A 12,309-nucleotide genomic window follows, 5' to 3' on the forward strand; every position below is an offset into this window, starting at 1 on the left:
GGTGCTAACATAATTTTTGTTCATAATATCTACCCCCTAAAATGAAATTGTCATTTAAGAATTAATATTATCACATTTTCCACAAAAAGTAATAATAGGCAAATCAGAACATTTCAATCTCATCACCAAAACATGTGGTGATAACCACATTTCATTAGTTTTTAACACTATTACATTGCTTAAGTATATAATCCATACATTGAATAGTGTCATCAATGCGTTGTTTTTTCGAATTACAATAGCGTTTATTAGAACCTTCTCGAATACTGATGGCTTCGTTAATAATATTGTGATATTCTTCTGGTAAATGATGTATTGCATATTTACAAGCATCAACTTTCGAAACAATATCATGTTCTTGCAGTGTATAAAATTGCCGTAAAACCCCTGTTATTGACCACTCTACTTCTGAATCAACTAAATTTTTTGGTATTAAAAATGCTTTATATTTTTTAATTTTTTCCAATCTACTCGACCAATAACTGTTCATATTTTCTAAAACATAATCATCAAGCACTCTTTCATCTACACTGAAGTTATATGTAGCTACATCTGCCCCTAAAATGGTAATCCCTTTATTTTTTAATATCCACCAAGTAATTGGGTTAATATGATCATTACTCCAATTTGTTTTACCTTCGTTGACGTTTAAACAACCATTTACCTCACTCTGTTTCTTGCCAATATCCTCAACAAGTAAATAACATCCATCCATCCCTGTATTCTTGTATTTTCGATTTAATTCTTTGTGAAGAGCCGATATTACTTTCGCATCTTCTTCGGTTAAGGATCTATTAACAACTGCAATAAAGTCGATATCACTAGAACCGTTTATGTAAGCGTTAAGAGCAATTGAGCCATGTAAATAGAACCCTTCAAGCGTATTCGGTATTTTATTTTGAAATAGGGTAGTATATTCATTTAAAATTTTTTGAACCTGAATAGAAACTCTAGAATCCATAAAAACTCTCCTTTTAATCAAATAATACTTATATTACCAAAACACCAACTATATTTTCCATTATTGATACTAATATGATTATCATCAAAACGTATTGTTGATTTCCATTCCGACTGGGCGCTTTCTTTGGGGACGTCCGATGAGCCTCAAGGAGTCGCCCATTCCCCACTTCAATTAACTTAATTACATAGCATACGTTTTATACAAAGGTTATCTATACTTTTGATAATGAATCAACATTGTATCGATTCATTTATTTTCTTATAAAACTTAAATAGAACACTAATCAATTCGAACTCGGCCCTGTAACGACGTATCTTTTGGAAATTCATTGGGTATTCTAGTGATTAGATAAGGAGTGGGAGAATTTGTACACAGGTTATATACAAGTAGTTGTTCAAACGATTATTAGTTTTTTTGTTCTTCTGACACTTACGAGGTTTCTAGGTAAAAAACAACTAAGTCACTTAACCTTCTTTAACTACGTAACTGGTATTACAATTGGTTCAATGGCAGCCAATATGGTAGTTTTAAAAACAATTGTATACACAAAATTTTTAGTAAGCTTAATTGTTTGGTGTGCGCTTACTACTTTAATTAGTTACATCGCTCTAAAATCCGGAAAAGCAAGAACATTACTTGATGGACAACCGACAATCGTTATTAAAAAGGGAAAAATAGATAGAAAAGCTTTAGCAAACACTAAAATTAATATTGATGACCTGACGATGATGATTAGACAGTATCAAGTTTTTTCAATTACAGAAATTGACTATGCAATATTAGAACCAAATGGCATGCTTAGTATTTTGAAAAAGCCTGAATTTCTAGGCACACAGAAGATCGATTTAAATATCTCTCCTTCATCTCCAGCTTTTATCCCCATTGAAGTGATCACAGATGGTAAGCTATTGAAACGAAATTTACTGGAAGTTGGAAAAAGTAGAGAATGGCTAGATAGCGAATTAAAAAAAGCACATATAAAAACAATCGAAGAAGTATTTTATGCAGAAATTCAACCGAACGGTAAAATATTTATCCAAAAATTTGATTAAGGAGATTTCTAAATCTAATGGCTTATCGGTACTGAAAACTTGACAAAAAAAGTTATTTATGCAATAATTTACTTTTAAATAATTTATCTGTACAATAGGATTCTCCTGGCCAGGGGAATCCTATTTTTTTTGAAGGAGTGTATTTGCATGAACAAAGGTGAATCCAGTTTAACTTCATTAATCTCAGCTTTTAGTAGAGCCTATCATAGTCAATTTGATACCCCTAAAATTTTTGATGACTATCTAGCTCAAAAATTAATCACACAACAAGAGTTCCATGACATTCAAACAAATATGGTACAAGGCATCCAGTTTTTTAACAAAGAAATCGCAGAAAAACTAAATGGACAAACTGAAGAGCTATTAAAATGGATTGTGCAAACACAGCTCTCCCCCACACCCTTGGCGCGTGCAGCATATTGTGAAAAAGTTTTACTGAATGAAGTTTTGCTGGGTTTACAGCAATACGTCATACTCGGTGCAGGGTTAGATACATTTAGCTTAAGACACCCGGAATTTGAAAGCATTTTGGAAATCTTTGAAATTGATCACCCTGCAACGCAAGAATTTAAAAAGAAAAGATTAGCTAAAGTTAATTTAAAGCTTCCAAGTAATGTACATTTCGTTTCGATGGATTTCACAAAAAAGTTTTCATATCAAAATCTAATGGATAGCGGCTTTGACAATAAAAAAACTTTCTTTAGTCTACTAGGTGTTTCCTATTATTTAACGAAAGTTGAAATTTCAAGTTTAATTGATCACTTGTTTGCCAATGTACCAACAGGAAGTTCGATAGTGTTGGACTATGCAGATGAAAAACTATTTAAAGAACAAGGAATATCAAACCGAGTAAACAACATGGTAAAAATGGCTGCAGCAAGTGGTGAACCGATGAAATCATGTTTTACTTATGAAGAAATGGAAAAAATGTTAGAGAACTCAGGTCTGCTTATTTACGAACATCTATCGCCAGATACAATTAATGAGCTTTATTTTGACAATCGAAAAGATTATTTAACAGCCTTTGAAACGATTCACTACGTCCATGCCGTGAAAAAATAAGTTAAGTTCGGAGGAATCAAATGAAATTTTATCAATTGTCCAAAGAAAATGGCAAAAATATAACACAGTTTAAGTCAAGTTTTATTATGTCTCGTATTATCAAAACTGAAGCATCAGCTAGTCTCGGGTGTATGTATTTAGAAGAAAACGGTGTTATTGGCTATCATCAAGCGGTAGTTCCCCAGCTTCTCTTAATTATAGAAGGCGAAGGATTTGTAAGAAATGAACAGGAGCAATATTATCAAGTTCAGCCTGGAGATGCAGTTTATTGGGAAAAGGGTGAATGGCATGAAACTAAAACGGATAAAGGATTAACCGGCATCGTGATAGAATCTGAACAATTAAATCCCGCGGCTTTTATGCCTTTAAAGTGACTTACTAATATTATCAATTATGCCTCGGCATAATTGCGTCCGGAATCGGCTTTGTGCTTGGGCCTGCACGATGCAGGTCAGTTAGCCGTTATCGCATGGATGCGATGGTTTTAGGCTAACATCCTTTAAGCACTCCTTTCCGATTCCGTGACATCCGCCGGAGGCTTTAACTTCTTTCAGCGACCCGCTGAAGGAAGTTAAACTATTTCTCAGGCAATTAACTATGCAAGAATAACATCGTATCATATGTTAGTAATGTAAGATTGGTTTAGTCTTACACCTCCGAAGCTTTGTTACTAAGGGTCACTTATAATATTAAGTGGCCCTCTATAAGTTTTCTGTTCAGGAAATAGTGTTTTTATATAGTTTATTGACAAACTCTTAGAGTATTTCTATCTCGATCATACAAGATAAAATTTCGTCTCTCCTTCTCTATCATTCCCCAACTCCAAATAATTGTCTGGAAAATTTAGTGAAATCGGAATAAATATCACTTCTACTCCTTTCAATATGGTTTACTCTCCATCCTTGTAACTCTCCATGAACGCTGGGTTTGTAAAGTAACGTTGGAAATGACTAGACTCAAATTCGAGTTCTAGTCACTTGATTTATTATATTTCAATTATTATTCACTATACTTGAATGTTTTTAAGGAAATGATAAGTGTCACGGCTAAGCATCCCGATAAAAGAAGTAAAGATTCTCCCCATGTACTAAAATTATTTAGAAACGCGGCTTTAATTCCATTTACAAACCATTCAAATGGATTTACCAGACTAACATATTGTATAAGGTTTGGCGCTTTTTCCATTGTATAAAATGCATTACTACAAAGTAGCATTGGTATCATCAGTACGTTTGCAGTCATACTTAAATGCCCCTCGTTTTTCACGAGACTTGAAATAAAAAAGCTTAAAAAAACAAAACTTAATGAAGCTATTAGGATAATCGGTGTCATATATAAGAGGATTTTAAAAGTAAAATTCAGTTGATTGATAACGATAGCGAATAAAAGCACGATGTAAGATAAGATAATCGCTACTATAGCCCATGCACTAGAAATACTGACGATATATTTCCATAATGGCATTGGTGTAGCGTGAAGTAAATTATAAACCCCTCTTTTTCTTTGCGATAATGCTATAAAAGCAGTGGTCATAAATGAATAGAAAAATACACTAATGGCAATGATTCCTTCTACATAATTTCCTGCATAACTCGGTAAAAATATCCTTAACGCAATAATCGCAGCAAATGGCATTAATATTGACCAAAAGAGTAAATACATATCCTTTACGCTAGATTTCAAATTTAATACGAAAATAGCCTTCATCTTCTCGCTCCTCACTTCGTTAATTCAAAAAATAATTCTTCTAAATTTTGCGTTTGGTAGTGCTCCATTAAACTATCAGGTGAGCCATTTGCCATTATTTTTCCGTGATGCATAACCAACACTCTGTCAGCTACATTCATTACTTCCAACATATCGTGGGAAGAAAATAACACGGCAACCCCGCTATTTTTCAATCGTTTAATGATCTGTTGAATTTCTCTTTGGCCTCTAGGATCCAATCCAGCAGAAGGTTCATCCAAAATTACTAGTTTCGGGTTATGCAAAGTTGTCACGATAATAGCTAGCCGTTTTTGCTGTCCTAATGACAGTTTGATAGCAGGCGTTTTTTTGACCTGCAATAAATCAAAAGCAGCGAGTTTTTCATCAATATCATTTTTTGTGAGCGAAATTCCATAGAATGCCCCAAATAATTTCACATTATCCTCTACAGAATAACCTTCAAAAAAAGGGGTTGATTGAAGCTGCGTACCTATTTCCTTTTTGTAGTCGGATGTCCAGTATTCAATCGTTCCACTGTCCTGCGGAATAATGCCAAGAAGCATACCGATCGTTGTAGTTTTCCCAGCACCATTTGTGCCCACTAAAGCTATTACCTCCCCTTCTTTAATGGCAATATTTATATGATCAACGACACATCTAGCTTTATAACTTTTCGTTAATTGACTAGCGCTAATGAGTTCTTTCACATTATCTCCCCTTACTTAACATTGTATATTCAACGTTGAATATATGGCTAATTTTTAACTCCCTCATTCGAGAGAGTCACTTTTTTTCATAATTTCAATAGCTTGATGTACAAATTTTGATTGTACTTGAACAATTTCAAGCATATTATCAAATGCTAGTTGTGTTAATGCTGGTAGTTCTCCTTGCATAGCAATTAATTTCGCCTCATAGCCAGCATTGATCGCCTTTTCTTCTTGTTCCAAAATTATTTTCTGCTTTTCTAATGCATTCACCGCTTTAGCTTTTGGTAGTTTAAATGCAAAAGAGACACCAGAATATAAAGTTGTAGGATAAACTACAGAGGATTTTTCAAGAGCCTCGATAATTAATTCTTGCTCATGTGCCCTGCCCTTTTCAGTAATTTGGTAAATTGCTTTTTGTCTGTGACCTGTGGATTCAATACTAGCCACCTCTATATAGCCATCTTTTTCAAGTTTCTTCAAAGCATTATAGATCGAGCCGATTAGCACACCACCCCAGCGTTCAGCGTCGCTTAATTCAAGCATTACTTTAATATCATAGCCAGTCATTGGTTTTAGCCCCAACATAGCAAGAACTAATAGTCTTGTCATAATAATCACCTTTTTATATTCAACGTTGAATAAATTGAATATAACGGTTCTGCATTTTTTTGTCAATAATTTTTTATTTATTATTGAAATGTTGCAAAAAACAAAATATATTACAATAACGTTTTTTATGATAAAATATATGATATTGCGCCATCAAGGGGCATGAACCAATTCAGGCTGTAGCAAATTTATTTGCTACAGCTTTTCTTTTTAAATAAATTTAGATATATATCCCGCATTAGAAAAATAAAAAATGGGACTGCACTCTTGCATCTATAATTTTCTAATTATTCTCTCAATTTAATCAAATGATTTACTAAGATTATTATTAACTGGCCAGGCGTTTTGTAAAAATTCATTAAACGTTAGTATATTCGGTTCATTTGAGCGAACTTTTAAATTAATGGCTGATGTAATGATAGATTCTGAAACATGTTGGAGGATGCTGATCGAACCATCCTGTATTTCATTCTCTATAGCATTTTGACCTAAAATCGCATAGCCTGTTCCGTTCAACACGGCACGCTTTATCATCTCATCACTTCCACCAACCATAATAGTGGACTGAGGTTGAAATTCGGCTTTTTTGAAGTATTGTTCAATGATATTACTGAAACTACAATGATAGTCATAGGAGATAAAGGTATCTTCACATAGAATTTCTTGAAAACTTCTTTCTTTACTAATTCTAGAAGAAGCAACTAAATAAGCCTTTTCCTCTTCTAAAAAAGTTTTACTAATATCAATATCATTACATTCATTCGCAATAATAGCAATATCCGCTACGTGGTCTCTTACACTTTTAATAGCATGTATACTATTTAGTGGTAGAAGACTTATTTTCACAGTCGGGTAGATTTCCAAATAAGCTTTTACAATCGGTAAAAGATGTTGAGTACAATAATATTCTGAGGCAGCAATGGTCAGAATGCCAGACGGTCCATGTAGCTCTTCCATGTCTTTTTCTAACTTATCTATAAAGATAAATAAGTTATCGACATGGTCTTTTAGCTTTTTTCCAGCAGCTGTTAGAAGAGTCTTTTTACCAACTCTTGTTAATAAAGTGTGCTTCAGTTCTTTTTCTAAAGATTGTATTTGTAGCGTAATAGTTGGCTGTGTATACCCTAATCTTTTGGCAGCCTTTGTGATATTTAATTCTTCTGCGACCACTTGAAAGGTTTTCAAATTCCTTAGTTCCATTTAATCACCGTCTACTTTCCCCTAATTCCTACATATTAAATCTGTATTTCTATTATAAAGTAATAATTACCCTTCTTCCATTTAAGAAATTATGAGTGTTATGCAAGGTCGAATTAGAAGTTTTTATTTCTATCCCTCTTTATCAACTATTTTTCAACTATTAAAATTTCTTATGGTAGGCATTTGACGTTTTTTCTGAATTGAGAGAAAATTCCTTCAACACCAATGAAATGGGGATGAGATTATGATTGATTGGAAAAATATTAACGAAGAAGGCCTATTAGCACCCACAATGGCGAAGGATTTTCCGAATCTGCAGGTAGTAAAATCTGAGGGATTATTTTATATAGGAGTAGATGGTAGAAAGTATCTAGACTTTACTTCTGGTATTGCTACAGAAAATACAGGGCATAGACATCCAAAGGTAATTACAGCTATTAAAGATCAAGTAGATCGTTTAGTTCATGGTCCTATCGGTATTATTAATTATGATTCAATTATTCTATTAGCTAAGAAATTGAAAAAGATTTTACCAGAGTCATTAGATTGTTTTTTCTTTGGAAATAGCGGAGCAGAAGCAATCGAAGGTTCAGTAAAATTAGCAAGACATGTAACCAAGAGACCTTACGTTGTTTCTTTCCTTGGAGGATTCCACGGCAGAACGATGGGAGCGTTGAGTCTTACTACATCGAAAAGTAAATACAGAAGGAATTTACCGGTTGGAGCAAACATGACCTATCAATTACCATATGCTCAAATAACGGAAACACCAGAGGGTTTAAACCACGAAGAATATTGGTCAGAACATGTTGAAAAAGATTTTGAACGTTTATTCAATCATCAAGTATCTCCAGATGAAGTGGCAGCAGTTATTTTAGAACCTGTTCTCGGAGAAGGCGGTTATGTTATCCCTCCAAAAGCATGGTTACAAAAAATAAGAGAAATCTGTGACCGATTCGGAATTTTACTAATCTTTGATGAAGTTCAAACTGGTTTTGGTCGAACAGGTGACTGGTTTGCGGCCAATCGATTTGGTGTGACACCAGATATTATGGCGATTGCAAAAGGAATTGCCAGTGGCTTGCCCCTTAGCGCAACTGTAGCTTCACAGGAGTTAATGGAACAATGGACAATTGGTAGTCATAGTACTACATTTGGCGGAAATCCTGTCGCATGTGCAGCTGCATGCGCTACAATAGACGTTTTAGAAGAAGAAGGTTTAGTGGAAAATGCTAGAATATTAGGTGACTATGCATTAAATAAATTAATACACTTAAAAGAAAAACATCACACGATTGGCAATGTTCGTGGAATTGGTTTAATGCTAGGAATTGAAATTATTCATCCTGTTACCCTAGAACCAAATGGTCAGGGCTTAATGAAAATCCTCGAGAAGTGTCTGGACAAAGGGGTTATTTACTATTTGAGCGGTAATAAGGGAGAGGTAATTCGAATGATGCCTCCATTAAATATAGATAAGGAACATTTAGACTTAGGAATTTCCTTGCTTGACGAAGCGATTACCGAATACGAATTAGAGTTAAGTTTCGGGGGTGAATAAATGAATACACTAGATACTTTTGTTCTTCTTCTATATTTCGGTGTCTTAATGATTATTGGAATAATAGGAGTTAAAAAAGCGAAATCTGAAAAAGATTTTGTCCTCGCAGGAAGTCGTTTAGGGTACTACAGCCATGTCGGCTGTTTAGCAGCTGTTATTATTGGTGGTGCGGCTACTATGGGTTCCACGTCATTAGGTTATAATTACGGGGTTTCTGGTCTTTGGTTTGTTTCGATGATGGGCTTTGGTATAGCTGCCTTGGGTCTTTTCGTCGTTAATAAAATTGGCGGTTATGAGGTTTTTACTATTAGTCAGTTACTCGGAAAGCGCTTTGGAGAAGGAACTCAGCTTATCAGTGCTATTGTTACAGCCATCTATACCCTTATGGTCGTAGTAACACAAGTAATTGGTATGGGAAATGTTATTCACGTGTTATTAGGCTGGTCCCTTATTCCTTCTATGATTATTGGCGGAGGGATCGTGCTCTTTTATACAATCTTAGGTGGAATGTGGAGTATTACCTTAACCGATATTATACAATTTATAGTAATGACTATCGGCGTATTTTTTATTATGTTCCCGTTTAGCGTAAACAGTGTTGGAGGATTAACTGCTCTATTTAGTAGTGTGCCAGAAGCGCATCTTAGCCTTACAAATATCGGCTGGGATCGTATCTTCCAATATTTTTTATTGTACTTCTTCGGTTTAATGGTTTCTCAAGACATCTGGCAGCGTGTATTTACAGCGAGAAATCAAAAAGTAGCGAAAAGCAGTGCCATATCGGCCGGTCTTTACAGTGTTTTATATGGTTTAGTACTAAGCATTGTAGGTATGTGCGCACTTGTGCTACTTCCAAATTTAGGAGACTCTCAATCAGCGTTTACTAGCCTTGCATTAGAAATTCTCCCACCAGGCTTGTTGGGGCTAGTTCTTGCTAGTGTTTGTTCTGCACTTATGTCAAATGCTTCGGGTGCTATTTTTGCCTCTGCGACCCTAATCACTAACGATATTATTAAGGTATACGTAAAAAAAGATATGACTGATAAAGATATCATCAATACATCGCGAATTGTCATACTTGGCTTAGGTATGTTAGCCATCATTTTCTCAGTATGGATTCAAAACATACTAGTTGCATTAGATATGGCCTACGCAATTTTATCAGGTGCTATCTTCGTACCACTCATCATCGGTCTCTATTGGAAGCGTGTAACAAGTAAAGCTGCTTTCTATTCTATTATTGCTAGTTCACTAGTTATCTTTATTTCATTTATAATTTTTGGAATTACTTCTACATTACCGATTATTTATGGTTTAATTACTGGACTCGTCGTTATTGTTGGTTTCACACTTATTATTCCCGAAAATAACATTGAGGTGAACAAGGAAAAATACGACAATTTATAAGTAAATATTAAAAAGCTTCAAGTTTATAAGACAATCTAAATTAAGCTGCACTCCAATAGTTAGACACAACTAACAATTGGAGATGCAGTTTTTTATAATTCGGAATCATTAATTCAAGAATTTGCTGTGATTAGGTAAAGCAATCTGCTCAAATTCAGTCGCTAACTTATGCAAATTTCTAGTAAGCTCTTCCCCCTTCATCGGTAATCCATGTCCTGTAATAGCAACTAAAGGTTTTAATGCCTCTAATTTTTTTACAGAATCCCAAGCAGCCTGCCAATCCGTTGTGAAATATCGTGGCGGTCCGCTAATTTCCTTTTTTTGTAGCACGACTTTGTAAAGAGACTCTTGTTTTACCGTAACAAATGCATCTCCAACAATTAACGCTCGATCTTCTTCGCGAAATAAAGATATATGACCTGGCGTATGGCCCGGAGTATGAATCCAACGAAAACCATCCATATATGGAATACTCCCATCGGACGGGAGCTCCTCAATGTTGTTTCCTAAGTTAATAGCTTCATTCGGGAAAATGGATGATATTTTTGCTATTAAGCCACCATTTACAGTAGTATCAGGTTCAGGATAATTTTTTATATCAGTTAAATAAGGTAATTCTAAAGGATGGGCATAAACCGGCATACCCCAATGTTCAATTAGATCAATTATCGCTCCAACATGATCAAAGTGCCCGTGCGTTAAAATTAATGCTTTAGGTCGACAATTTGATCCAAATCTCTCCTCGACTATTGAAATAATTTCCTTTGCACTTTTTGGCATGCCTGCATCAACTAATACGAACTCTTTCTTATGAGGTTCACCGTAAAGTACGATATTAACAATTTGAATCGTATGTTGGTATAAATCTGGTAATACTTCTACACCATCTCCACTCCAAATTGATGTTGCTGGAATATATTTAAAGTCGCTACCATAATTCATATCTTTATGCATGGAAAACCCTTCTTCCTTCATTGAAATATAGACAATCATATTTTTCCTTTATACAGTAAAAATAAAGCAAGAAAAAAATGGATTGTGTCTAGTAGTTATATTGATTGATCCAGTTTATGAGGTTTCAAAATAAATATATATATCAGCATGAACCAACATTTTATCCCTTTTCAAATAAGGAATTAAGAAACTTCCAGTCCCCTTTCTTTAGTTCCTTTTAATCGTTCTTCCAGAAGCCTCTACGCCCATCAACTATTGACATACTAACTATCAGAGACAAGTAATAAAATAGTCTGATTGCATAACATTACCTGTAAATGTATAATTTTACTATCATTTGTTAAAAGTTGGTGTTGCATGATTTAAACTGCGACAAATAAAAAGCATGGAAAGGAATGTACCAGTTTGAAGATCCTTATGTATATTGTAGGAATTATCGTAGTGATTGTGTTTTTACTTATTGTAGGTTTAATTACAGCGAGCAAGCGAATTAAGAAAAATGAAAAAAAATTACGATTAGAAATGGAGATGGCTAACCCTTTACCGAAGGAGAAACAGCATTTACTAGCCTACGGTGCCAATCTCGCTCTTTACCGCACTGATTCGCCACGGATACTGCCGATAGATGTAGATAATGAAACTTTGAGGGAGGTCCTTTCTTCATATTGGGACGTTAATAATCCGGAAGAGGCTGTAGAAACCCTGGAATGGCTGCTTACTGAAGGCCATCGTACGAAGTTTGGTCAGCTTTTTATGGCATTGAAAGCTGGCCAGTCTTTTACAGAAGAGGAAGTGGGAAAATCGCAGGAATGCTTTGAATCAGCCCAAGAAGCGATGATGAAGAAACTTTCCTTTACGAAATCCGATTTTGAACGGGTGGACACTATTGCTGCCTGGGATTTTGACCGAGCTGTAAATGTTGCAAGATGGAGCTACATAGTTGGTTATATTACCGAGGAACAGACATGGAGCTATATAACGCGAGCAGCTGATGCCGGAAGCCATGCATTCCAATCCTGGAAGGACTATTTTATTTCATTTGCATTTGGCCGAGCCATTGCTTACGAGGGTGACATTTACGAC

The 12,309-nt window shown here is 34.9% G+C and carries 12 protein-coding genes; 6 read left to right on the forward strand and 6 right to left on the reverse strand.

Translation table 11 applies throughout. The features are described 5' to 3' along the window. Window positions 1-154: 154 nt before the first annotated feature. Entirely contained in the window at window positions 155-961 is an 807-nt protein-coding gene (locus ABH966_RS16725) for an aminoglycoside adenylyltransferase domain-containing protein (protein ID WP_370080288.1), read from the reverse strand. Between the two features lie 368 nt (window positions 962-1,329). Between ABH966_RS16725 and ABH966_RS16730 the strand changes: the two genes are divergently transcribed. The 3 genes from ABH966_RS16730 (at window position 1,330) to ABH966_RS16740 (ending at window position 3,452) form a co-directional block, all read left to right on the forward strand. After that, window positions 1,330-2,016 carry a DUF421 domain-containing protein gene (locus tag ABH966_RS16730; protein WP_370080290.1) on the forward strand — a complete coding sequence of 229 codons (687 nt, stop codon included), beginning with the start codon at window positions 1,330-1,332 and terminating at the stop codon, window positions 2,014-2,016. Between the two features lie 147 nt (window positions 2,017-2,163). Continuing rightward, entirely contained in the window at window positions 2,164-3,078 is a 915-nt protein-coding gene (locus ABH966_RS16735) for a class I SAM-dependent methyltransferase (protein WP_370080292.1), read from the forward strand. Between the two features lie 20 nt (window positions 3,079-3,098). After that, window positions 3,099-3,452 (forward strand): cupin domain-containing protein, encoded by a 354-nt coding sequence (locus ABH966_RS16740; RefSeq protein ID WP_370080294.1) that lies wholly within the window; start codon window positions 3,099-3,101, stop codon window positions 3,450-3,452. A 625-nt stretch (window positions 3,453-4,077) separates the two neighbouring features. Here the strand turns inward: ABH966_RS16740 and ABH966_RS16745 are convergent. The 4 genes from ABH966_RS16745 to ABH966_RS16760 all read right to left on the reverse strand — a co-directional run bounded on the left by ABH966_RS16745 (window position 4,078) and on the right by ABH966_RS16760 (window position 7,304). Beyond that, entirely contained in the window at window positions 4,078-4,785 is a 708-nt protein-coding gene (locus ABH966_RS16745) for an ABC transporter permease (protein WP_370080296.1), read from the reverse strand. Window positions 4,786-4,796: 11 nt separating this feature from the next. Further along, window positions 4,797-5,492, reverse strand: coding sequence for an ABC transporter ATP-binding protein (locus tag ABH966_RS16750; protein ID WP_370080298.1), 696 nt, complete (start codon window positions 5,490-5,492; stop codon window positions 4,797-4,799). 63 nt (window positions 5,493-5,555) lie between these two features. Further along, window positions 5,556-6,104, reverse strand: a complete 549-nt coding sequence (locus ABH966_RS16755; RefSeq protein ID WP_370080300.1) for a PadR family transcriptional regulator — start codon at window positions 6,102-6,104, stop codon at window positions 5,556-5,558. Between the two features lie 300 nt (window positions 6,105-6,404). Continuing rightward, window positions 6,405-7,304, reverse strand: a complete 900-nt coding sequence (locus ABH966_RS16760; protein WP_370080302.1) for a LysR family transcriptional regulator — start codon at window positions 7,302-7,304, stop codon at window positions 6,405-6,407. 244 nt (window positions 7,305-7,548) lie between these two features. On the opposite strand from ABH966_RS16760, the gene ABH966_RS16765 reads away from it, so the two are divergent. After that, window positions 7,549-8,865: an aspartate aminotransferase family protein gene (locus tag ABH966_RS16765; RefSeq protein WP_370080304.1), complete on the forward strand. Its 1,317-nt coding sequence runs from the start codon at window positions 7,549-7,551 to the stop codon at window positions 8,863-8,865. Next, window positions 8,866-10,272, forward strand: coding sequence for a sodium:solute symporter family protein (locus ABH966_RS16770; protein ID WP_370080306.1), 1,407 nt, complete (start codon window positions 8,866-8,868; stop codon window positions 10,270-10,272). It abuts the gene before it with no gap. A gap of 108 nt (window positions 10,273-10,380) precedes the next feature. Here the strand turns inward: ABH966_RS16770 and ABH966_RS16775 are convergent, their stop codons facing one another. Next, on the reverse strand, window positions 10,381-11,226 hold the full coding sequence (locus ABH966_RS16775; RefSeq protein WP_370080308.1) for an MBL fold metallo-hydrolase: 846 nt from the start codon (window positions 11,224-11,226) through the stop codon (window positions 10,381-10,383). A gap of 405 nt (window positions 11,227-11,631) precedes the next feature. On the opposite strand from ABH966_RS16775, the gene ABH966_RS16780 reads away from it, so the two are divergent. Continuing rightward, on the forward strand, window positions 11,632-12,309 hold a 678-nt coding region (locus ABH966_RS16780; RefSeq protein WP_370080310.1), incomplete at its 3' end, for a DUF1266 domain-containing protein.

Source organism: Lysinibacillus sp. RC46, assembly GCF_041262385.1.
GTDB lineage: Bacteria > Bacillota > Bacilli > Bacillales_A > Planococcaceae > Lysinibacillus.